The 20090-nt window shown below is 74.2% G+C and carries 22 protein-coding genes; 11 read left to right on the forward strand and 11 right to left on the reverse strand.

The features are described from left to right. The first annotated feature begins 69 nt into the window (after positions 1 to 69). Positions 70 to 1932: a transketolase gene (locus O7542_RS09690; RefSeq protein WP_281606069.1), complete on the forward strand. Its 1863-nt coding sequence runs from the start codon at positions 70 to 72 to the stop codon at positions 1930 to 1932. 89 nt (positions 1933 to 2021) lie between these two features. After that, entirely contained in the window at positions 2022 to 2411 is a 390-nt protein-coding gene (locus O7542_RS09695; RefSeq protein ID WP_043323876.1) for a DUF2267 domain-containing protein, read from the forward strand. A gap of 97 nt (positions 2412 to 2508) precedes the next feature. Here the strand turns inward: O7542_RS09695 and O7542_RS09700 are convergent, their stop codons facing one another. After that, entirely contained in the window at positions 2509 to 2907 is a 399-nt protein-coding gene (locus O7542_RS09700) for a YchJ family metal-binding protein (RefSeq protein ID WP_043323878.1), read from the reverse strand. A gap of 110 nt (positions 2908 to 3017) precedes the next feature. On the opposite strand from O7542_RS09700, the gene O7542_RS09705 reads away from it, so the two are divergent. Next, positions 3018 to 4019 carry an aminoglycoside phosphotransferase family protein gene (locus O7542_RS09705; RefSeq protein WP_281606070.1) on the forward strand — a complete coding sequence of 334 codons (1002 nt, stop codon included), beginning with the start codon at positions 3018 to 3020 and terminating at the stop codon, positions 4017 to 4019. 3 nt (positions 4020 to 4022) lie between these two features. Here the strand turns inward: O7542_RS09705 and O7542_RS09710 are convergent, their stop codons facing one another. From O7542_RS09710 to O7542_RS09725, 4 genes are all read right to left on the reverse strand, one after another. Continuing rightward, entirely contained in the window at positions 4023 to 4664 is a 642-nt protein-coding gene (locus O7542_RS09710; protein WP_069088694.1) for a class F sortase, read from the reverse strand. 73 nt (positions 4665 to 4737) lie between these two features. Next, entirely contained in the window at positions 4738 to 5220 is a 483-nt protein-coding gene (locus O7542_RS09715) for a hypothetical protein (protein ID WP_043323881.1), read from the reverse strand. A 241-nt stretch (positions 5221 to 5461) separates the two neighbouring features. Further along, on the reverse strand, positions 5462 to 6130 hold the full coding sequence (locus O7542_RS09720; protein ID WP_069088645.1) for a response regulator transcription factor: 669 nt from the start codon (positions 6128 to 6130) through the stop codon (positions 5462 to 5464). Next, the gene (locus O7542_RS09725) at positions 6127 to 7230 is read right to left on the reverse strand and encodes a histidine kinase (protein WP_210870528.1); all 1104 of its coding nucleotides are present in this window, start codon (positions 7228 to 7230) and stop codon (positions 6127 to 6129) included. The genes O7542_RS09720 and O7542_RS09725 overlap by 4 nt, the downstream gene beginning before the upstream one ends. Positions 7231 to 7399: 169 nt before the next feature. Between O7542_RS09725 and O7542_RS09730 the strand changes: the two genes are divergently transcribed. The 5 genes from O7542_RS09730 to O7542_RS09750 all read left to right on the forward strand — a co-directional run bounded on the left by O7542_RS09730 (position 7400) and on the right by O7542_RS09750 (position 12076). After that, the gene (locus O7542_RS09730; RefSeq protein WP_104115936.1) at positions 7400 to 7813 is read left to right on the forward strand and encodes a DUF6069 family protein; all 414 of its coding nucleotides are present in this window, start codon (positions 7400 to 7402) and stop codon (positions 7811 to 7813) included. A gap of 178 nt (positions 7814 to 7991) precedes the next feature. After that, positions 7992 to 8399, forward strand: coding sequence for a YciI family protein (locus tag O7542_RS09735; RefSeq protein ID WP_043323886.1), 408 nt, complete (start codon positions 7992 to 7994; stop codon positions 8397 to 8399). An 8-nt stretch (positions 8400 to 8407) separates the two neighbouring features. Then, positions 8408 to 9553 (forward strand): DUF6596 domain-containing protein, encoded by a 1146-nt coding sequence (locus tag O7542_RS09740; protein ID WP_281606457.1) that lies wholly within the window; start codon positions 8408 to 8410, stop codon positions 9551 to 9553. 42 nt (positions 9554 to 9595) lie between these two features. Next, entirely contained in the window at positions 9596 to 10843 is a 1248-nt protein-coding gene (locus tag O7542_RS09745; protein ID WP_043323888.1) for an MFS transporter, read from the forward strand. A gap of 48 nt (positions 10844 to 10891) precedes the next feature. Further along, positions 10892 to 12076, forward strand: a complete 1185-nt coding sequence (locus O7542_RS09750) for a lycopene cyclase family protein (protein ID WP_348651588.1) — start codon at positions 10892 to 10894, stop codon at positions 12074 to 12076. Here the strand turns inward: O7542_RS09750 and O7542_RS09755 are convergent. After that, a complete protein-coding gene (locus O7542_RS09755; RefSeq protein WP_281606071.1) occupies positions 12073 to 13179 on the reverse strand; it encodes a serine hydrolase domain-containing protein in 1107 nt (368 codons plus the stop codon). The two genes, O7542_RS09750 and O7542_RS09755, sit on opposite strands and share 4 nt — an antisense overlap. A gap of 91 nt (positions 13180 to 13270) precedes the next feature. Further along, positions 13271 to 14059, reverse strand: coding sequence for a tyrosine-protein phosphatase (locus O7542_RS09760; RefSeq protein WP_104115933.1), 789 nt, complete (start codon positions 14057 to 14059; stop codon positions 13271 to 13273). A 70-nt stretch (positions 14060 to 14129) separates the two neighbouring features. On the opposite strand from O7542_RS09760, the gene rnhA reads away from it, so the two are divergent. Beyond that, on the forward strand, positions 14130 to 14693 hold the full coding sequence (gene rnhA / locus O7542_RS09765; protein ID WP_166457617.1) for a ribonuclease HI: 564 nt from the start codon (positions 14130 to 14132) through the stop codon (positions 14691 to 14693). Here the strand turns inward: rnhA and O7542_RS09770 are convergent. The 4 genes from O7542_RS09770 to O7542_RS09785 all read right to left on the reverse strand — a co-directional run bounded on the left by O7542_RS09770 (position 14612) and on the right by O7542_RS09785 (position 16790). Continuing rightward, on the reverse strand, positions 14612 to 14872 hold the full coding sequence (locus O7542_RS09770) for a hypothetical protein (RefSeq protein WP_043323893.1): 261 nt from the start codon (positions 14870 to 14872) through the stop codon (positions 14612 to 14614). The genes rnhA and O7542_RS09770 overlap by 82 nt on opposite strands. A 73-nt stretch (positions 14873 to 14945) precedes the next feature. Then, positions 14946 to 15200, reverse strand: coding sequence for a preprotein translocase YidC (locus O7542_RS09775; RefSeq protein ID WP_113972750.1), 255 nt, complete (start codon positions 15198 to 15200; stop codon positions 14946 to 14948). 188 nt (positions 15201 to 15388) lie between these two features. Next, positions 15389 to 16282: a pentapeptide repeat-containing protein gene (locus tag O7542_RS09780; RefSeq protein ID WP_281606458.1), complete on the reverse strand. Its 894-nt coding sequence runs from the start codon at positions 16280 to 16282 to the stop codon at positions 15389 to 15391. Positions 16283 to 16397: 115 nt separating this feature from the next. After that, entirely contained in the window at positions 16398 to 16790 is a 393-nt protein-coding gene (locus O7542_RS09785; protein WP_281606072.1) for an SSI family serine proteinase inhibitor, read from the reverse strand. 411 nt (positions 16791 to 17201) lie between these two features. Between O7542_RS09785 and O7542_RS09790 the strand changes: the two genes are divergently transcribed. Both O7542_RS09790 and O7542_RS09795 read left to right on the forward strand, forming a co-directional pair. Further along, positions 17202 to 18233 carry an ABC transporter permease gene (locus O7542_RS09790; RefSeq protein ID WP_281606073.1) on the forward strand — a complete coding sequence of 344 codons (1032 nt, stop codon included), beginning with the start codon at positions 17202 to 17204 and terminating at the stop codon, positions 18231 to 18233. A gap of 59 nt (positions 18234 to 18292) precedes the next feature. Continuing rightward, on the forward strand, positions 18293 to 20038 hold the full coding sequence (locus tag O7542_RS09795; RefSeq protein ID WP_209961983.1) for an ABC transporter substrate-binding protein: 1746 nt from the start codon (positions 18293 to 18295) through the stop codon (positions 20036 to 20038). The last annotated feature ends 52 nt before the right edge of the window (positions 20039 to 20090 follow it).

Raw genomic sequence — 20090 nt, forward strand, 5'->3', positions numbered from 1 at the left:
GGGACCAATGGTCGCGTTCGCGGCCTAGCGTGGGTCCGGAAAATCGGCGACCCCGGGGAGACGATCGCGGTGACGTTGGAAGCAGAGCGCACACTGCGCGACGAGGACCTGACCGGGCTGGCGGAGCTGGCCGCCCAACTCCGGGTGGACGCCATCCGGTGCAGCACGACGGCCGGCTCCGGGCACCCGACATCGAGTCTCTCCGCCGCCGACCTGCTCGCCGTGCTGGTCGCCCGGCACCTGCGCTACGACTGGTCCTACCCGGGCAACCCCGGCAACGACCACCTGATCCTCTCCAAGGGGCACGCCTCGCCGCTGCTGTACGCGGTGTTCCGGGCCACCGGCGCGATCAGCGAGCAGGAGCTGCTGGAGACGTACCGGCAGGCCGGGTCGCGCCTGCAGGGCCACCCCACGCCGGTGCTGCCCTGGGTCGACGTCGCCACCGGCTCGCTCGGGCAGGGGCTGCCGGTCGGGGTCGGGGTGGCGCTCGCCGCCCAGTACCTCGACCGGTCACCCGCGCACGTCTGGGTGCTCTGCGGCGACAGCGAGACCGCCGAGGGATCGGTGTGGGAGGCGCTGGACAAGGCCGGGCACTACGGGCTGCGCAACCTCACCACGATCGTGGACGTCAACCGGTTCGGCCAGCGCGGCCCCACCGAGCTGGAGTGGGACCTGGACACCTACCGGCGTCGTGTCGAGGCGTTCGGCTGCCGGGCGATCGTCGTCGACGGCCACGACCTGGGCGCGATCGACGAGGCGTACGGGCAGGCACGCGAGGCCACCGGGCCGACAGTGGTGCTGGCCCGCACGGTCAAGGGCAAGGGCGTGCCGGAGGTGGAGAACGACCCGGCCTGGCACGGCAAGGCCTTCGACCCGGAACTGGCCGACCGGGCCGTACGGGCGCTCGGCGGCCCCCGCCGGATCCGGGTCGCCGGGCCGAAACCTCCCGCCGCGCCGCGCACCGCCGCCGCCGAGCACGGACAGCCGGAGCTGCCCCGGTACGAGCGCGGGACGGAGGTGGCCACCCGGAACGCGTACGGCGACGCGCTGCGCGCCCTCGGCGCCGCCCGGCCCGACGTGGTCGCGCTCGACGGAGAGGTCAGCGACTCCACCCGGGCGGAGAGCTTCGCCGCCGCGTACCCCGATCGGTTCTTCCAGATGTTCATCGCCGAGCAGCAGCTCGCCGCCGCGGCGGTGGGCCTGGCGGTACGCGGCTACCGGCCGTTCGCGGCGACGTTCGCCGCGTTCTGGTCCCGGGCGTACGACTTCATCCGGATGGCCGGGGTGTCCCGGGCCGACATCGCGCTGGTCGGCTCGCACGCCGGGGTCGAGATCGGCCCGGACGGCCCGTCCCAGATGGGGCTGGAGGACATCGCGGCGCTTCGCGCGGTGCCCGGCTCCACGGTGCTCAGCCCGGCCGACGCGGTCTCCTGCGCGGCGCTGGTCGCCCAGATGGCCGACCACCCGGGCATCACCTACCTGCGCACCACGCGCGGCAAGTACCCGGTGCTCTACGACGACGGCGAGCCGTTCCCGATCGGCGGCAGCCGAATGGTGCGCGACGGCGGCGACGTGGCGCTGCTCGGCACCGGCGTGACGGTGCACCTCTGCCTCACCGCCGCCGACGAACTGACCCGCGAGGGCATCGACGCGCGCGTGATCGACATGTACTCGATCAAGCCGGTGGACCGGCAGCGCCTCGCCGAGACCGTGGTGGAGACCGGCGGGCGGCTGGTGGTGGTCGAGGACCACTACCCGGAGGGCGGGCTGGGCTCAGCGGTGCTGGAGGCGCTCGCCGACCTGGGCGAACCATCCCGGGTCAACCACCTGGCGGTACGCGGGCTGCCCGGCTCCGGCACCCCCGCCCAGCAGTTCGACCGGGCCGGCATCGGCGTCGGCGCGATCGTCTCGGCGGCGCGGGCCCTGGCCTGAACGCCTGGTCGCCGGGGCCAGGTCAGCGGCGGTGTTTGCCGAGGCCGGCGGCGGGTAGCCACGCTGCCGTTGCGACGGGAGGACAGACGATGGCCGAACCGGAGTTCTACGCGCGGGTGTCCGCCCGCGCCGGCGTACCGGTCGAGACGGCCCGCGCGCTGACCGAGGCGACGCTGCGCACGCTCGCCGAACGGATCAGCGGCGGCGAGGCCGACGACCTGTCCGCGCACGTCGCGCACGAGCTGCGTCCGTTGCTGGCGCGCGCCCGGGTCGAGGACCCGGAGGTCTTCGGGTATGACGAGTTCCTGCGCCGGGTCGCCGAGCGCTCCGGCGCGACCCCGTCCGACGCCGAGCGCGGCGCGCGGGCGGTGCTGCAGGCGCTGCACCGGGTGGTCGGGCCCGCCCAGTTCAACCGGGCGCTGTCCCAGCTGCCGCGCGAGATCGCCGAGCTGGCCCAGCCCGCCCCGCGCCCGGCCTAGGCGAAAGGAAGGGCCCCTTGTTAACGCCTCCGGTAGAGGAAGGGCCCCTTGTTAACACCCGCCGCCGCAGGCTGCGCGCGTCGGTGCCGGGGAGGCGTCACTCGGGCAGCGCGTCCAGGTAGACCCAGCGGCCGTCCTCGCGGGCGAAGCGGCTGTGCTCGGCCAGCACGCCCGCCCGGCCACCCTCGCGGTAGTGCGCCCGGAACCGGACCGTGCCGGCGCTGTCGAACAGGCCGCCCTGACCGGTCTCCACGATCTCCAGCCGGGTCCAGCGCGTGCCCGGGTCCAGCTCCAGCCGGTCGGGCCGGGTGCTGGGGTGCCAGCTGTGCCGCAGGTAGGCGGCGTCGCCGAGCGCGAACGCGCTGAACCGGGACCGCATCAGCGCCTCCGCGGTCGCCGCCGTCGCCTCGCCCCGGTGGACCGGGGCGCAGCAGTCCGCGTACGGCCGGCCGGTGCCGCACGGGCATGCCGCCGTCCGTTCACCCCGTCTCGCCATGCCGCGATTCTCCCAAGCCTCGGGGAGGTGTTAACAAGGGGCCCTTCCTCTACCGGAGGCGTTAACAGGGGGCCCCTCCTTACACCTCAACCCAGTAGGCTTCCCGGACCATGAGCGTGAGTCCGACTCAGCGTGTCCTCGACCCCGATCAGGTCCGCCGATACCTCACCGCCTCGCTCGGGCCCGGCGTCGAGGTGGCCGACTGCGGCCCGCTGACCGGTGGCGGCTTCGCCGCCGTCTGGCAGGTACGCCTCACCGACGGCCGGGACGTGGTGCTCAAGGTCGGTCCGCCGCCGCACGTGCCGCTGCTGCGCTACGAGCGGGACATGGTCGGCGCGGAGGCGCACTACCTGCGCCTGGTCGCCGACCGCGCACCGGGGGTGCCGACGCCGGCGCTGCTGCACCACGGAACCGACCCCGAGCTGGGCGACTGGCTGATCATGGCGCGGCTACCAGGTCGTACCCTCTGGGACCTGAGCCAGGCCGGCGCGGACGTCGGGCCGCTGCGCGAGGAGTTCGGCCGCGCGCTCGCCGCGCTGCACGCCGTCACCGGCGAGCGGTACGGCTACGACGGCGACCGGGCGCACGGGGCTACCTGGCGGGACGCGTACACGGCGATGGTGGACGACATGCTCGCCGACGCCGCCGACTGGGCGGTGCCGCTGCCGGTGCCGGCGTCCCGGATCCGGGAGCTGGTGGCGCGGCACGCGGCGGTGCTCGACGCGGTACGCCGTCCGGCGCTGCTGCACTTCGACGGCTGGGCCGGCAACGTGCTCGCCGTGGACGGGCCGGACGGCACGCCCCGGCTCACCGGCCTGGTCGACGGCGAACGCTACCTGTGGGGCGATCCGCTGATGGACCTGGTGTCGCCGCTGCTGTTCCGCCGCGCCGAGGACGAGCCGGACGACCCGCTGGTGCGCGCCTACCGGGCGGCGGCGCCGTTCCCGTTCGACGCCGGGGCGCGGCGGCGGCTCGGGTTGTACCGGCTGTACCTCTACCTGCTGATGACCGTCGAGATGCCCAGCCGGAACATCACCGCCGACAACGACCCGGGCCGGGTGGCGCTGCTGGCGAAGCTGCTCGACGCGGAACTGGCCGACCTGGAAGGCTGAGCGTCAGCGGGTAGCGGTGGCGAAGACCACGATGTTGTCCGGGTAGCTGCCGGTCCGCGGGTCGAACCGCCCGCCGCACGTGATCAAACGCAGCCGCGCAGCCGCGTCGCCGCCGTAGACCCGCGCGGTGGGGAAGCGTTCCTTCGGGTACGCCCCGACGCCGTCCACGGTGAACGCCGCCGTCCGGCCGTCGGCGCGCAGCACCCGGATCGTGTCGCCGGGGCGCAGCCGGCCGAGGTCGAAGAAGACCGCCGGGCCGTGCTGCGAGTCGACGTGCCCGACCAGCACCGCGTTGCCGGCCTGGCCGGGGGCGGGACCGGGGTGGTACCAGCCGGTGACCTCGGGGCGTTCCAGCGGTGGCACTTCCAGCGCGCCGTCGGCGTCGGTGGCCACCGGCACGATCTCGGCGTCCACGCCGATGCGCGGGATGGTCACCCGCACCGGTGTGGCGCGGGGGAGCGCCGGGCCTGCCGTACCCGGTCGTTCGGTGGCGGGCGCGGCGGAGACGCCGGGCTGTGGCGGTGGCGTCGACGTGGTGCCGAGCCCGGCCGAGACCAGTCCGGTGCCGGTGGCGGCGGCGACGGTGACGGCGGTGACCACGACGGCGGTGCGCAACCGCGACCGGCGCTGCGACTCCGACAGCATCCCACCTCCGTCCGACAGGGACGTGCCGCCCGCGCCGGGTGCTCCGGCGCGGGCGGACCGCTCGACGATCCGGTCAGGCGACGGCGCCCGCGCGGCGTCGGCGGATGACCGCGTACGCGCCACCGGCGAGCGCCCCGGCGGCCAGCACGCCCCCGGCGACCAGCACCCCGGTGTCGCCGTCGCGCCCGCCGCCACCGGCCTGCGCGCCGCCGATCGGGGTGACGGTGAACGTGGCGCTGCCGCCGTCGCTGCCGTCGCCGCACGTGGTGGCGACGGTGTACGTGCCGAGCGTGAACCCGGCGGTGAACAGCTCGGCGCTCAGGCCACCGCCCGCGGCCGCAGTGGTGGACCGGACGTTCTGGTCCCGGTCCGGGCCGGTGACCCGGAAGATCGCGTCACCGGCGTTCGGGTTGCACGTGGTGGTCAGCACGACGGTGCCGCCGACCGGGGTGGCGGCGGGTGAGACTCTGGTGTCCGCCAGCGCGGCGGCCGGGAGCAGCAGTGCGCCGAGGCCCACGCCGAACGCCGCCGATCCGAGAAATGACTGTGCCTTCATCCGCGTCTTCCCTCACTTTTCGTCCGCTGTAGGCGTGGGACGTCGTTCGGGTGGCCAACTCCGTGACGAGCACCGGTGTGGCCAACACTAGGAGGGTTGCGGCGGTCACTGGGGGTAATTGAGAAATCTTCGTTGCCGTCCGGTGTGCTCCCTGCCGCCGTCGGAGGGTGGACATGCCGGGCCAGGCCGGACGGCGAGCCGTCCCGCTTCGCCGTGTCTGGGTCCGCTGTCCGTTTCGCGCCTACCGGACGGGCGGTTCCGGCCGGACCAGCCCGGTGTCGTACGCGAGCACCACCGCCTGGATCCGGTCGCGCAGGCCCAGCTTGGTGAGGATCGCCGAGACGTGTGTCTTCACGGTGGCGGTGCTCAGGTGCAGCCGGGCGGCGATCTCCGCATTGGACAGTGCCCGCGCGGTGAGTGTCAGCACCTCCCGTTCGCGGGCGGTCAGCACGGCGAGGGCGTCACCGGTGGGCGTGGGCGCGGGAAGCCGGTCGGCGTACCGGTCCAGCAGCCGCCGGGTCACCGTCGGCGCGAGCAGCGCCTCGCCCCGGGCCACCACGCGTACCGCCTCGGCGAGGTCGGCCGGGCGGGTGTCCTTGAGCAGGAACGCGCTGGCCCCGGCGCGCAGCGCGGCGTAGACGTGTTCGTCCAGGTCGAACGTGGTCAGCATGACCACCTTGGCCGGGTTGCCGGCGGCCACCAGGTCGCGGGTGGCGGCGATGCCGTCGCGGCGGGGCATCCGCACGTCCATCAGCACCACGTCCGGCCGCGTACGCGTCGCCACCGCGACCGCCTCGACGCCGTCGGCGGCCTCGCCGACCACGCTCAGGTCGGGCCGCGCGTCGAGGACTGTGCGCAGCCCGGCGCGGATCAGCTCCTGGTCGTCGGCGATGACCACCCGTACCGTCATCGGGCCGCCTCCACCGGCAGCCGGGCGTGGACCCGGAATCCGCCGGCCGGCAGCGGGCCGGCGTCGAGTGTGCCGCCGAGCAGCCGGGCCCGTTCCCGCATGCCGACGATGCCGCGCCCGGTGGTCGTGCCGGGGCGGCGGGCGGGCGCCGGGCCGTCGTTGACGACCTCCAGCCGCAGTACGCCGTCGCGGTAATCGACGTCCACGTCGGCGCGGGTGCCGTGACCGTGGCGCAGCGCGTTCGTCAGCGACTCCTGCACGATCCGGTACGCCGACAGCTGCACCCCGCCGGGCAGCGCCTCGCCGTCGCCGTCGCGCCGCAGCGTCACCCGCAGGCCCACCGCCCGTACCGCGTCGGCGAGCGCGTCGAGCTGTGCCAGTCCCGGCTGCGGTCCGTCCGGTTCGGACCCGTCGTCGAGGGCGAGCGCGTGCAGCATGGCCCGCAGTTCGGTCAGCGCCGACCGGGCCGCCGTGTCGATCGCGGCGAGCGCGGCGCGGGCCTGCTCCGGCTGCTCGTCGAACACGTCCTCGGCGGCGGCGGCCTGCACCGCGATGACCGCGACGTGGTGCGCCACCACGTCGTGCAGCTCCCGGGAGATCCGCTCCCGTTCGGCGGCGCGTACCTGCCGTTCGCGCTCGCCACGCCGCTGCGCCTGGCCCCGCTGCAACTCGCCGAGCGTCCAGCTCAGGCCCAGCGCGGTCACCGCCAGCAGCAGGTCCCGCCAGCCGCCGGTGACCAGCTTCCACGGCGTGGGCGCGAGCAGCAGCCCGAGCGCGACGAGCGAGTACCGGGGCGGGCGCAGCCGGGCCACGTACGCCATCGGCACCGCGACCAGGCCGAGCCAGCCGAGCTGCGGGCAGAGCGCCTCGAGGCCGACGCCGGCGAGCGCGGCGACGCCGAGGGCGTACCCCGGGTGGCGCCGGATCCACAGCAGACAGCCGGCCTGCGCGACGGCGAGGCCGACCGCGACGGCGGTCGCGCCGGTCGTGTCCGGGCCGGCGTCGGAGGCCAGCAGCGCGAGCAGGCACACGGCGAGGCTCACGGTGGCGATGCCGCCGTCGAGCAGCAGCAGGAGCCGGGACCGGGACGCGCACCTCATGTCCGGATGCTAGGCCGCGGGCGCACCGCTTCTCATCGGTCGCCAGACGGAGATCCGGGCCGGTGATCGGTCCGGCGACGGAGCCGGGAACCGCTCCGCGGCCCGATCCGCGCAGCGGCCCGCCGGACCTAGCGTCTGCGGCAGTCGTCCCGATGCCGAGGAGCTACCGATGGAAACCACGATTCCGACCGCCGCCACCCGCCCGACCCGCCGCCGGGTGCGGCTGCTGACGGTGCTCGCCGCCACCGTGGCCACGCTGCTGGGCTGGGTGGTCGCGGTGCCGCTGGCCGGGGTGGAGCTGACCGCGCGCACCGGTTCGGACGTGCAGCGGGTGACGCCGGTGGCGGTGGCGGTGAGCACGCTGCTCGCCGGGCTGTCCGGCTGGGCGCTGCTGGCCCTGCTGGAGCGGCTCACCGCCCGCGCCCGGACCGTCTGGACGGTGGTCGCGGGCCTGGTGCTGCTGGTGTCGCTGCTCGGTCCGCTAAGCGGGGGAGTGGGGGGCGCGGCGACGCTGACACTGGTGGCGTTTCACCTGGTCGCGGGCACGGTGCTGATCACCGGCCTGCGCCGCGCCGCCGCCTGACGGGCCGGGCCGCCGCGACGGGGGCAGGCGGCCCGGCCTCCAGAACTAGCCTCCTAGGATGCCCTACGCGATGTGACGCTCGAAATTCCTCCACCACCGATGTCGAGAACGGGCAGGCGGCTTCGTCCCCGGAGTGAACGCGGCCAGAATGGGTCGCACCCTCCACGAGGAGACACAGATGAAGTACCTGCTCCTGAAGCACTACCGCGGCGGCCCGACCCCGGTCACCGACATGCCGATGATCGACAAGTGGACGCCGGAGGAGATCTCCGCGCACGTGAACTACATGCAGGAGTTCGCGGCCCGGCTGCAGGAGAGCGGCGAGTACGTCGACGGCCAGGCGCTCGCCCCGGAGGGCACGTTCGTCCGCTACGACGGCGAGGGCCGCCCGCCGGTCACCGACGGCCCGTTCGCCGAGACGAAGGACCTGATCGCCGGCTGGATGGTGATCGACGTGGACAGCTACGAGCGCGCGCTCGAACTGGCCGCCGAGCTGTCGGCCGCGCCCGGGCAGGGCGGCAAGCCGATCCACGAGTGGCTGGAGCTGCGCCCGTTCCTGACCGCGCCGCCGACCATCACCGAGTGATCCGTCCGATGGACGAGGTCGCGCTCCGCAGCCTCATCCCGGGCGTGCTCGGTGTCCTCGTCCGCCGCGGAGCCGACTTCGCGGCGGCCGAGGACGCGGTGCAGGACGCGCTGATCGAGGCGCTGCGTGTCTGGCCGGCCGACCCGCCCCGCGACCCGTTGGGCTGGCTGGTCACCGTGGCGTGGCGCCGGTTCCTGGACGCGGTCCGCGCCGACGCCGCCCGGCGCCGACGGGAGGACCTGATCGAGGAGGAGCCGCCGCCCGGCCCGGTGCCCGCCGTGGACGACACGCTGCGGCTCTACTTCCTCTGCGCGCATCCGTCGCTGAGCCCGTCGTCGGCCGTCGCGTTGACGCTGCGCGCCGTCGGCGGGCTCACCACCCGGCAGATCGCGCAGGCGTACCTGGTGCCGGAGGCCACCATGGCGCAGCGGATCAGCCGGGCCAAGCGCACCGTCTCCGGGGTTCGCCTCGACCAGCCCGGTGACGTCGCCACCGTGCTGCGCGTGCTGTACCTGGTGTTCAACGAGGGCTACTCCGGCGACGTGGACCTGGCCGCCGAGGCGATCCGGCTCACCCGGCAGCTCGCCGCCGCGATCGACCATCCCGAGGTGGCCGGGCTGCTCGCGCTCATGCTGCTGCACCACGCCCGCCGGGCCGGCCGGACCGCGCCCGACGGCAGCCTGGTGCCGCTGGCCGAGCAGGACCGCAGCCGGTGGGACAGCGCGCTGATCGCCGAGGGCGTGGGCATCCTGCAGACCGCGCTGTCCCGCGACCGGCTCGGCGAGTTCCAGGCCCAGGCCGCGATCGCGGCACTGCACGCGGACGCGCCCACCGCCGCGGAGACCGACTGGGTGCAGATCGTCGAGTGGTACGACGAGCTGGTGCGCCTGACCGGCAACCCGATCGCCCGGCTCAACCGGGCGGTCGCGGTCGGCGAGGCGGACGGCCCGCGCGCCGGGCTGGCGGCGCTCGCGGCGCTTGACGACACGCTGCCCCGGTACACGGCGGTGGCCGCGTACCTGCACGAACGCGACGGCGATCCGGACCGGGCGGCCGGCCTGTACGCCGACGCGGCCCGTCGCGCGGCCAGCCTGGCCGAACGCGACCACCTCAACCGGCAGGCGGCCCGCCTCAACTCCCGCCGCCCCGGATAAACCGGTCGGCAGGGTTCGTCGCCGCTGGTAGGTTGCCTCGCCGTGACGGGGGAACGGCTCGGCGGGCGCTTCGCCCGACTGTGGACGGCGAGCACGCTGTCCGCGCTGGGCAGCGGGACGGCGACTGTGGCCGCGCCGCTGTACGTGGCGTCGCTCACCGACGATCCGCTGGTGGTGTCGGCCGGGGCGGCGGTGTCGTGGCTGCCGTGGCTGCTGTTCGCGCTGCCCGGCGGCGTGCTGGCCGACCGGGTGGACCGGCGGCGGCTGATGGTGCTCATCGACTGGGTACGCGTCGGCGCGCTCGCCGTGCTCGCGGCGGCGATGCTCGCCGACCGGGCCGGGATCGCGCTGCTGTACGCGGTGCTGTTCGTGGTGAACACCGGCGAGGTGGTGTTCCGGACCGCCGCGCAGGCGGTGCTGCCGGCGGTGGTGCCGCGCTCGCTGCTGGAACGCGCCAACGGGTGGCTGGGCGGCGGCACCCAGGTGATGCAGAACATGATCGCCGGCCCGCTCGGCGGGTTCCTGTTCGTGCTGGCGGCGTCGCTGCCGTTCGCCCTGAACGCCGGCACGTACGCGCTCAGCGCCGTGCTGGTCGGGCTGCTCGCCGGGACGTACCGGGCCGGACCGGCGCCGGACGGGCGGCGTTCGGCGCGGGCGGAGGTCGCGGAGGGGTTCCGCTGGTTGTGGGGGCAGCGGCTGCTGCGCACCATGACCGTGCTGATCGGCCTGCTCAACGTCACGCTCACCGCCGCCGTGGCGGTGCTGGTGCTGCTCGCCACCGAACGGCTGGGTCTCGGCTCGGTCGGCTACGGCGCGTTGTTCACCTGCATGGCAGTGGGCGGCGTGCTCGGCTCGGTGGTGGGGGACCGGCTGATCGCCGCGATCACGCCCACCTGGACGGTGCGGACCGGGCTGCTGGTCGAGGCGGGACTGCACCTGGCGCTGGCCGCGTCCCGCAGCGCCGCCGTGGTCGGGTTCGCGCTGTTCGCGTTCGGGGCGCACAGCGCGCTGTGGAACATCGTGGCGAACTCGCTGCGGCAGCGGCTCACCCCGCCCGCGTTGATGGGCCGGGTCGGCAGCACCACGTTGTTCGTCGCGGCGGGCGGAAACTGCGTCGGCGCGCTGCTGGGCGGTGTGGTGGCGGCCCGGTTCGGCATCACCGCGCCGTACTGGGTGGGTTTCGTGGTGGCGGTCGCGGTGATCGCCGCGACGTGGCGGGTCTTCGACCGGGCGACGGTGGCCGCCGCCTACGCCCAGCCGGCCCCGCAGGAGCCCGCCCCGGTGGCCTGAGCGCGGGTCGGCCGAGGGCCGCGCCCGCCGATGTGACAGCGTGGTCGGGTGCAGGCATCCTCAGCGGTCGACGTCGACCTCGCGCTGGTCGGCGGCGGCGGCGCCGCGTCCCTGGTCCTGGCCGCGCTGGACCGCCACGGCGTGACCGGGCTGCGGGTCGCGGTGGTCGACCCGGTGCACAAACGCGGCCAGGACCGCACGTGGGCGTTCTGGGGCCTGCCCGGTGACGACCTCGATCCGCTGCTGAGCGCGAGCTGGTCGCAGGTCGACGTGGTCACGCGCGCCGGCCGCCGCGTCCTCACGCTCGACCCGCTGCGGTACGCCATGCTGCGCTCCGCCCCGGTCTACGACCGGGCTGCCGCGGCCGAGCGGCGGCTGGACGCGGTCCGGATCAGCGCTCCGGCGGGGGAGCTGCACGACGACGGTGAGCGGGTCACTGTCCGCGACCCGGAGGGGCGTGAGCTGGTGCGGGCCGGGTGGGTGCTCGACTCGCGGCCCCGGCGGCCGAAACGACCGGGGCGGACCAGTTGGTTGCAGCACTTCCGGGGCTGGTGGCTGGCCGCCGACCGGCCGACGTTCGATCCGCAGCGGGCCGTTCTGATGGACTTCCGCACCCCACAGCCGCAGCGCGGCGTCTCCTTCGGGTACGTGCTGCCTGTCGACGACCGGTTCGCGCTGGTCGAGTACACCGAGTTCGGCCCGGCCCTGCTCGACGACGCGGGCTACGACACGGCGCTGCGCGGCTACGCCGACCTGCTCGGGCTGGACCTGAGCGCGCTGCGGGTGCGGGAGGTCGAGGACGGCGTGATCCCGATGACCGACGGCCCGTTCGAACCCCGTCCCAGCCCGCGGGTGGTGCGGCTGGGCACCGCCGGTGGGGCGACCCGGCCGTCCACCGGGTTCACGTTCTCCGCGATGCTGCGCCAGGCCGACCAGGTGGCCCGGGCGCTCGCCGCCGGCCGCCCGCCGGTGCCCGCGCCCGCGTACCCGGGGCGGCACCTGTGGATGGACGCGGTGGCGCTGCGCGCGCTGGACCGGGGGCACGTCGGCGGGGTGGAGTTCTTCGAGCGGCTGTTCGACCGCAACCCGGCGGAGCGGGTGCTGCGGTTCCTCGACGGCGTGACCAGCCCGGCCGAGGACCTGGCGGTGATGCGGTCCAGCCCGCTGCTGCCGATGACCGGCGCGGTGCTCGGCGACGCGGCCGGCCGGCTGCGGGCCCGCCTGCGCCGCTAGCGTCGTTCGGTGACGCGGTCGCGCACCAGCACCCGCAGCTGCTCCATCGGGTCGCCGTCGCCCGCGCCGAGCCGGTTGCGCACCGCCGCCACCGTCAACCCCAGATCCGGGTACGCGAACGCGAGGCTGCCACCGCTACCGGCGGTGCCGAACGATCCGTCGTCCTCGACCGCGTACCCGAGCCCGAACGTGCTCTCCTGGCCGAACACCCACTCCTGGGCGCGTACCGCAGGGGCGGACACCTCCCGCATCCGCGCGGCGGAGATCAGCCGTACCCCGTCGACCGGGCCGAGCAGCGCCGCGTACATCCGGGCCACCGCGCGGGCGCTCATCGTGCCGACCGACGGCACGTCGGCGCGCAGCACGTCGGGGCGGGAACCGATGACGGTGTCGGGGCGTACCGCTGGCGGGGCGACCGCGTCGAAGTGCGGCAGGTTCGCCCCGGCCCAGGTCATCAGCGCGGACAGGCCGGCGTCCTCCAGCCGGGCCAGCCGGGCCAGGTCCGCCTCCGGTACGGCGAGGAACAGTTCCCGGTCCACGCCGAGCGGCCCGGCCACCTCGTCGGCGAGCACCCGCGACACCGGCGCGCCGGCGACCCGCCGGACCACTTCGCCGAGCAGCCACCCCCACGTCCAGGCGTGGTACGCCAGCCGCTCGCCGGGCGCCCACAGCGGCCGCGCGTCTGCCAGCAGCTCGCACATGCGCGTCCAGTCGGTGAAGTCCTCCGGCGTGACGTCGGCGGGCAGCGCGGGCAGGCCGGCGGTGTGGGTGAGCACGTGCCGCAGCGTGATGGCGTCCTTGCCGTGCCGGGCGAACTCCGGCCACACCGCGGCGAGCGGCAGGTCGTAGTCGAGCCGTCCCCGCTCGGCGAGCACGTGCACGACGGTGGCGGTGAGTCCCTTGCCGGTGGAGACCGCGTGCACGGGCGTGTCGGCGGTCATCGGCCGTCCGGTGGTGGTGTCGGCGAGCCCCGCGTGTTCGGAGACGATCGCGACCCCGTCCAGGTACGCGGCGACCTGCACACCGGCCTCCCGGCCGGAGGAGACCAGCTCGTCGATCGTGTCCCGTACCTCGGCCCGCAGGCCGTCCCACCGCGTGTCCACGATTTCGCAGCGTGCCAGACCGCCGCGCCGCCGTCGCTCGCTTTTCGGCCGCCGGTTCTCCGTCGCTGCGTGCTCGGCCGGGCGGCGGCGCTCAGCGGGCGAGTGTCGTCGGCGTGGCGCCGGTGGTGCCCTGGGTCGGCAGCGGGTCCGTGTCGCCGGTGAGCAGCCGGGCGCGCAGCGCGTCGATCGTCTGCGCGTCGACACCGAGCCGGCCGGTCACGTAGCCGTGCACGGAACCGTGTGCGGCCCGCAGGTCGGCCAGCACCAGCCGGATGACCTCGGCCGGCGCCCGCCCGTACGCGGGCCAGCCCGGTGTCGCGCCGCCGTTGCGGTCCCGCCACTCGGCGACCAGCCGGTCGGTGGCGTGCTCGGTGAGCGCGAAGTCCGCGGCGGTCTGGTCGTCGTCCACCCCCAGCAGGGACAGCACCAGCGCGGCGAGCAGGCCGGTGCGGTCCTTGCCGGACGCGCAGTGGAACACCAGCGGATGCTCGCCGTCCGCGATCACCTCGACCGCCCGGCGCAGCTCGGCCACGCCGTCCTCGGCCACCTCGGCGTACCGGTCGGCCAGGTAGCGCCACGGGTCCACGTCGGGATCGATGTCGGCCTGCACGTACGGCCGGTGCTCGATGCTCAGGTTGTGCCAGGTCACGCCGAGGCTCTCCGGGGCCCGGCCGCGGTCGGCGATCTCCCACGGGTAGCGCAGGTCGATCACGGTGCGGACGCCGAGCGCCGCGAACTGCTGCAGGTCGTCACCGGCGAGCTTGGCCAGCGAGTCGGAGCGGTAGAGGCGGCCCCGGGCGACGGTGCGGCCGTCGCCGGTCCGCCAGCCGCCGAGGTCACGGAAGTTGCAGAGGGTGGCGAAGTCCGGGGGAGCGGTCATGCCGGCACGCTAGCCGCGCGCGGCGGGTCGGGTGGTCCCGCGTGCTCGCGTACCCGGTAGGTTGCCGGGCATGGCGGAGGCGGAGACCGGCCGGGTCGTGGAGATCTGGACCGACGGCGCGTGCAGCGGCAATCCCGGGCCCGGTGGGTGGGGCGCGGTGCTGCGCTGGGGCGGGCACGAGCGGGAGCTGTGCGGCGGCGAGGCCACCCCGACCACCAACAACCGGATGGAGCTGACCGCCGCGATCCGGGCGCTGGAGAGCCTGACCCGCCCGGTCACGGTACGGCTGCACACCGACAGCACCTATGTGCGCAACGGCATCACCGGCTGGCTGAACTCGTGGAAGCGCAACGGCTGGCTGACCGCCGCGAAGCAGCCGGTGAAGAACGCCGACCTGTGGCAGGCGCTGGAGGCGGCCTGTGCCCGGCACGACGTGACGTGGCTGTGGGTGAAGGGCCACAACGGGCACCCGGAGAACGAACGCGCGGACGCGCTGGCGAACCGGGGCATGACCGAGGCGCGGAGCGGCACGGCCGCCGCCCCGCGCACGCGTCAGCGCAGCGGCCGGCCCTCCTCGATCTCCTCCGGCTCCTCGGACGGGTCGCCGGTTCCGGAGACCGCGTCGACGTCGTAGCCGGCGCGGCTGACCTCCCGCGCGGACCGGCGGTCCTCGGCGGGCAGGTCGGCGAAGTCGTCACCGGTGTCGTCGGTGGTGTGCAGGGACTCGCCCGGCGGGCGCAGGGACGCCTCGTACGCGGTCACGCCGTCGGGTTCGTCGCCGGCCGCGCGGCCGAAGGACTCTTCACTGGTCATGTCGCACTCCTGCCCGCAGCGGGTGACGGCAAACGTTCGGGTGGCCTGGTGTCCGGCCGGTGCTCGCGCCTGCTCAGCCGGCGGCGTCCCGTCCGCGGGCCGCGTCCGGGTGGGTCGGCATCGAGGAGCCGCCCGAGCTGCTGCCGGAGGCGCCACCCGCCATGCCGGAGCCGTCGTCCTCGGTCACCTCGTCCGGTTTCGGCACGCCGGGCGCGGGCGCCGGCACGTCGGTGTCCGCGGCCGTCTGCACCAGCGGAACCTGCCCGGCCTCGTCCTCGGCGTGCGCCGGATCGACCGGCTCCTCACCGTCGCGTGCCCGATATCCCACCGGTGCCCCTCCCTCGACCAACAGTCGTCCGCGCCGCCTACCCCACCCCATCCCCACCAAACCCCGCCCCCTCCGCCCTCCGGCCCCCTTCTCCCCGTTGATCAAGGAGTTTGTGTCCCGATCCGGCCCCGAACCAGCCACAAACTCCTTGATCGTCGCCCAGTGTCCGGACCGGTGGGCCGGGCGGGTCAGCGGCGGCGGCGGGGGCGTGGCCGGGGGCGGGGGCGGGCCGGGGTCAGCGTCAGGGACCAGTGAGCCGGGCGGCGCAGCCCGGGCGGCAGGACCGTGCGGTGGTCGCCGCGCGCGGCGTCGAGCTGCGACTGGTGCGTGAACAGGCACTCGCTCAGGTCGGCGCCGCGCAGGTCGGCCCCGCGCAGGTCCGCGCCGGTCAGGTCAGCCGCGCCGAGCCGTACGCCCCGCAGGTCCGAGCCGATCAGGCAGGCGCCGCGCAGGTTCGCCCCGGCCAGCGGCGTACGGCGCAGGTCCACAGCGATCAGCATCGCGCCCCGGCGGTCCGGGCCGGCCTTCCCGGCGCGGGCCTGTTCGGCGGCGCGGGACAGGAGCCGGTTGGCCCGGTCCCGGTGCGCGTCGACGTCGAGCGCGAGCAGCTCGTCAGGGGTGCCGTCGGCGAGCCGGCCGGTCTCGTCCAGCACTGCGGTCAGCTCGTCGCGCAGCGGGCCGGGCGGGGTCAGGCGTACCGCCTCGGTCAGGTACCAGAGCAACTCGTGCAGGGGCCGCAACACCGCGAAGGCGTCGAACATCCGCGCTGCCCTGGCCGGGTCGGCGCGCCAGTCGCGGCCGGCGAACGTGTGCCGGGTGAGGTGCTGGCCGGCGCCGAAGCAGTCGAACACGGTGCATCCGGGGAAGCCGCGTTGCCGCAGCTCGGTGTGGATGCCGCAGCGGAAGTCGGCGCCCAGGTTCGGGCAGGGCCGTCCGGCGGGCTTGTCGATGGCGAAGTCGGCGGACGCGGTGAACGCCGGCGCGACGCAGCAGACCCCGGCGCAGCGCGAACAGTCCGCCCGCAGCTCCCGCCCGCCACCGACCGTGCGCGCCTCCACAGCACCCCCGTCCACCCGCACCATTCTCCGCACCCACCCCACCCCCACCCCACCCACCCCGTCGATCATGAGGTTGACGGCGACAAAACGGACGGCAACCGCCGCCAACCTCATGATCAACCAGAACGAGAGGGGAGGGTCAGAAGGTGAAGAGAGAGGCGGTGGTGCGCTGCATCAGGCAGGGGTTGGTGAACGTACGCGTGTAGGAGACCGGGCGGTTCTGCCAGAAGCCTGCGGCGCGGGCGACGACCGGGGCGTACTGGGAGGTGCACGGCGCGCCGTCCACGTCGAGCGCGTCCAGGTCGCCGTCGACGCGGGCGACGAGCCGGCAGGCGGTGATCGGGTCGGGGTGCAGACCGCCGGTCGGCCCGCAGGTCAGCACCGTGGCGTGTACGCCGGCGCCGTCGTCGACGGTGAGCAGCAGCACCGAGGGGGTCTGCGGGCCGGGGCGCGGCGCGGCCTGCGCGGGGGAGGCCGGCGCGCCGAGCGCGGCGACCAGGGCCAGTGCGGCGGTACGTCGGGCGAAGGGCATGGGTGGTCCTTCCGTCGGGGCCCCGGGGTGCGGGGCCGATGGGTGGCCCGGTCCGTCGTGCGCAACCGGGCCGCCGAGAACCCTAGGTGGACGGTGTGAACGCGAAGAGTCACGAAGTGTTACACCCGTGGGCCGCGTCGCGCGTACGGTGTGACATCGGCGTACGGGAATGCCCGAACGGCTGACAACCGCTTCCGCGCCTCGCGTAAACGCATTCCGAATAAGCGTGACGCCTGCCTGAAAGGCTGACAACCAAATCGCCCCGTTATTGCGCCGATGCATTCCGTACGCCGGATCGTTGTCAATGGACGACAACCGGAACGGCCGTTACCGTAACGATTCTTTCCGGTGCTCCGTCTCCCTTTACCGTCGGGTGGCAGGGCGTTTTCGCCCCCGTCGGAGGGACTGTTCATGAGCGATCTCTCACACCCGCCGCCCCGGACCACGGCCGCCGACGCGACCATTTCCGTCCCGGAGATCCAGGCCGGCCCGGAGCCCGCCGGCCGGGCCGCGGAGTTCGTCGGCCGGTCACCGAACCAGCTCGCCTGGCTGCGGCTCAAGCGTGACCGTACGGCCCGGGTCAGCGCCCTGACGCTCCTCGTCGCCGCGGTGGTGGCGCTCGGCGCGCCGCTGCTGGGGCGGCTCACCGGAATCGACCCGACCGACAAGTTCGTCGACCGTTTGAACGATTTCGGAATGCCGATCGGGTATGCCGGCGGGATCAGTTCCGATCATTGGCTCGGCCTTGAGCCGGGCAGCGGCCGGGACATCCTGATGCAACTGGTCTACGGTCTTCGAACGTCGCTGTTCATCGCGTTCACCTCGGCGCTGCTGGCCTCGTGCATCGGCGTCGCGGTCGGTGTGCTGGCCGGATGGGCCAGAGGCTGGCTGGACAGTCTCGTCAACTGGCTGATCGACCTCACGCTGGCGTTCCCGTTCCTCATCTTCGCCCTCGCGGTCATCCCGATCCTGCAGGACCGCTTCTACTCCGACCGGGAGGCGCCGTCGCCGGCCTTCCGGGTGGCGCTGATCGTCGCCACCTTCGGTCTGTTCAGCTGGACGTACACCGCACGGCTGGTCCGCGGGCAGGTGATCTCGCTGCGGGAGCGGGAGTTCGTCGACGCGGCCCGGGCCGCCGGCGCCGGCACCGCGCACATCCTGCTGCGGCAGCTGCTGCCGAACATCTGGGCGCCGATCCTGGTCACCGTCTCGCTGATGGTGCCCCAGTTCATCGCCATCGAGGCGGCGCTGGCGTTCGTCAACATCGGCGTCACCGAACCCACGCCCGACCTGGGCCGCATGATCTTCAACAGCATCGGCTACGTCGCGAGCGACCCCTGGTACACCCTGTTCCCCGGGTTGACGATCTTCCTGCTGGTCCTGGCGTTCAACCTGCTCGGCGACGCGCTGCGCGACTCGCTGGATCCCCGCTCCACCCGGTAGTCCCCACGGCCATCACACGCCCGGCCGGCGGGGGCCGCCGGGCACGAAGGGAGCACACCGTGCGCGCACGAACCCGGACACTGACAGGTGTCCTCGCCGCGGCGGCGCTGGCCGCCGCCGGCTGCAACCCCACGCCCGACGACAGCGGCGGCGACGACCAGAAGACCAAGACCCAGAGCGGCTCGATCTCGTACGAGGCCGCCGACAACCAGGGCCCGGCGAAGCCCGTCGACGGCGCGTCCCGGGGCGGCACCCTCACCGTCATGCAGCCGGCCGACTTCGAACACCTCGACCCGGCCCGCAACTACGTCAACGTGCAGCAGGTCGCCGGCGGGATGCTCTACCGCCCGCTCAACGGCTACAAGGAGGACGGCACCGGCAAGCTGCTGCTCGTCGGCGACCTGGCCACCAACCCCGGCAAGGACGTCGACGGCGACTGCAAGGTCTGGGAGTTCACGCTGCGCGACGGCGTGCGCTACGAGGACGGCACGCCGGTGAGCAGCAAGGATGTCGCCCACGGCATCGCCCGCTCGTTCGCGGCGAACCTCAACGAGGGCCCGCACTACATCCAGCAGTGGCTCTACCCGGGCGGGGCGTACAACGCCACCTACAAGGGACCGTACGACGGCGGCAAGCCGGTGCCCGACGGCGTCACCACCCCCGACGACCGGACCATCCGGTTCACGTTCCCGCAGCCGCACTGCGACATGCCGTACGCGGCGGCGCTGCCCACCAGCGCGCCGGTGCCCGCCGCCAAGGACACCCGCGCCAACTACGATCTGCGGCCGTTCTCGTCCGGCCCGTACCGGGTGAAGTCCTACCAGCGCGACGTGTCGCTGGAGCTGGAACGCAACCCGAACTGGGATCCGGCGACCGACCCGATCCGCAACGCGTACCCTGACACGGTCCGGATGACGTTCGGCCTGGAGCAGGCCCAGATCGCCGAGCGGCTGGTCGCCGACGGACCGGCCGACCAGGCGGCGCTGAGCTGGTCGGACGTGCCGCCGTCGGTGCTGCCCCGCACCACCGGCGCCGGCGTCGCCGACCGGGTCGTCCGCGGCCCGACGCAGTACAACTGGGTGCTGAGCATCAACACCCAGCGGGTCACCGACCTGAACGTACGGCGCGCGCTGAACTACGCGGTCGACAAGGACGCCCTGCTCAAGGTGCTCGGCGGCCAGGCCGCCGGGACACCCGCGACCACGCTGATGTCACCCACCACCGCCGGGTTCGTCCCGTACGACGTGTTCAACGCCCCGGTGACCGGCGACAAGGCGAAGACCGCCGAGCTGCTCGCCGGAAAGCGGCCGAAGCTGGTGCTCGCCCACTCCAGCCTGGAACTGCGTACCCAGCAGGCCGAGGCGCTGCGCAAGAACCTCACCGACATGGGCTTCGACATCGTCATGAAGCCGATCGACAACAGCAGCTACTACGACGAGGTGGGCCGCAAGGACAACCCCTACGACCTGTACCTCACCGGCTGGGGCTCGGACTGGCCCACCGGCTCCACAGTCATCCCGCCGGTCTACGACGGACGGGAGATCGTGGCCGAGGGCAACCAGAACCTGTCGTACCTCGACGAGGCGTCGGTCGGCGCGGAGATCGACCGGGTCCGTGCCCTGCCCGCCGCGGAGCAGGACGCCGGCTGGATGGCGCTCGACCGCATGATCATGGAGAAGTACGCGCCGGTGGTGCCCTGCTACTACGACGCCACCTACGAGCTGCACGGCTCGAAGGTCGGCAACGCCTTCCTCAGCGACGCGTTCGGGATCATCTCGCTCAACGGCATCTACGTGAAGAAGTGACAGCCGCGCGGGGACGGCTGCCATCGCGGCCGTCCCCGCGCCCCACCCGGGG

The sequence above is a fragment of the Micromonospora sp. WMMC264 genome (genome assembly GCF_027497275.1).
Lineage (GTDB): Bacteria > Actinomycetota > Actinomycetes > Mycobacteriales > Micromonosporaceae > Micromonospora > Micromonospora chalcea.

What these genes read in the sequence shown, in the direction of transcription:
- O7542_RS09695 (WP_043323876.1), top strand. Translation starts at nt 2,022, where the DNA reads ATGGCCGAACCGGAGTTCTACGCGCGGGTGTCCGCCCGCGCCGGCGTA.
- O7542_RS09700 (WP_043323878.1), bottom strand. Translation starts at nt 2,907, where the DNA reads ATGGCGAGACGGGGTGAACGGACGGCGGCATGCCCGTGCGGCACCGGC.
- O7542_RS09705 (WP_281606070.1), top strand. Translation starts at nt 3,018, where the DNA reads ATGAGCGTGAGTCCGACTCAGCGTGTCCTCGACCCCGATCAGGTCCGC.
- O7542_RS09710 (WP_069088694.1), bottom strand. Translation starts at nt 4,664, where the DNA reads ATGCTGTCGGAGTCGCAGCGCCGGTCGCGGTTGCGCACCGCCGTCGTG.
- O7542_RS09715 (WP_043323881.1), bottom strand. Translation starts at nt 5,220, where the DNA reads ATGAAGGCACAGTCATTTCTCGGATCGGCGGCGTTCGGCGTGGGCCTC.
- O7542_RS09720 (WP_069088645.1), bottom strand. Translation starts at nt 6,130, where the DNA reads ATGACGGTACGGGTGGTCATCGCCGACGACCAGGAGCTGATCCGCGCC.
- O7542_RS09725 (WP_210870528.1), bottom strand. Translation starts at nt 7,230, where the DNA reads ATGAGGTGCGCGTCCCGGTCCCGGCTCCTGCTGCTGCTCGACGGCGGC.
- O7542_RS09730 (WP_104115936.1), top strand. Translation starts at nt 7,400, where the DNA reads ATGGAAACCACGATTCCGACCGCCGCCACCCGCCCGACCCGCCGCCGG.
- O7542_RS09735 (WP_043323886.1), top strand. Translation starts at nt 7,992, where the DNA reads ATGAAGTACCTGCTCCTGAAGCACTACCGCGGCGGCCCGACCCCGGTC.
- O7542_RS09740 (WP_281606457.1), top strand. Translation starts at nt 8,408, where the DNA reads ATGGACGAGGTCGCGCTCCGCAGCCTCATCCCGGGCGTGCTCGGTGTC.
- O7542_RS09760 (WP_104115933.1), bottom strand. Translation starts at nt 14,059, where the DNA reads ATGACCGCTCCCCCGGACTTCGCCACCCTCTGCAACTTCCGTGACCTC.
- rnhA (WP_166457617.1), top strand. Translation starts at nt 14,130, where the DNA reads ATGGCGGAGGCGGAGACCGGCCGGGTCGTGGAGATCTGGACCGACGGC.
- O7542_RS09770 (WP_043323893.1), bottom strand. Translation starts at nt 14,872, where the DNA reads ATGACCAGTGAAGAGTCCTTCGGCCGCGCGGCCGGCGACGAACCCGAC.
- O7542_RS09780 (WP_281606458.1), bottom strand. Translation starts at nt 16,282, where the DNA reads ATGGTGCGGGTGGACGGGGGTGCTGTGGAGGCGCGCACGGTCGGTGGC.
- O7542_RS09785 (WP_281606072.1), bottom strand. Translation starts at nt 16,790, where the DNA reads ATGCCCTTCGCCCGACGTACCGCCGCACTGGCCCTGGTCGCCGCGCTC.
- O7542_RS09790 (WP_281606073.1), top strand. Translation starts at nt 17,202, where the DNA reads ATGAGCGATCTCTCACACCCGCCGCCCCGGACCACGGCCGCCGACGCG.